Genomic DNA, 305 nt, shown 5'->3' with positions numbered 1-305 from the left:
GAGAACCTTTTCCTTAACGGCATACAACTGATAACCAAAGTGAAGAACAACATGAAGAATTCCCTGATGAGCATAGCAGACAAAATCCTGTTGAGGAAACGTGCCTTGATAGAAACGGTCAATGACGAATTGAAGAATATTGCCCAGATTGAACACTCCAGACATCGCTCCTTCAATAACTTTATTGCCAACTCGCTTTCTGCCATAGCAGCATACTGCTTCTTTGAAAAGAAGCCCGCAATTGACGTATGTTTCGTCAAAGACAGGCAACTTTCTATGTTTTGAATTATATCGAACTCACGTTA

1 protein-coding gene is annotated in these 305 nt (G+C 40.3%); it reads left to right on the top strand.

The annotated features are described in order from the left end of the window. The coding region (locus tag M3087_RS14300) for a transposase (RefSeq protein WP_249096846.1) at nt 1-285 on the top strand (285 nt) is incomplete at its 5' end. Between the last annotated feature and the right edge of the window lie 20 nt (nt 286-305).

The organism is Mediterranea sp. ET5, from assembly GCF_023337025.1.
In the GTDB taxonomy this organism is placed as follows: Bacteria; Bacteroidota; Bacteroidia; order Bacteroidales; family Bacteroidaceae; genus Phocaeicola_A.
Note: the sequence above shows the minus strand (reverse complement) of the source record. Positions and strands in the feature narration are given on the sequence as shown.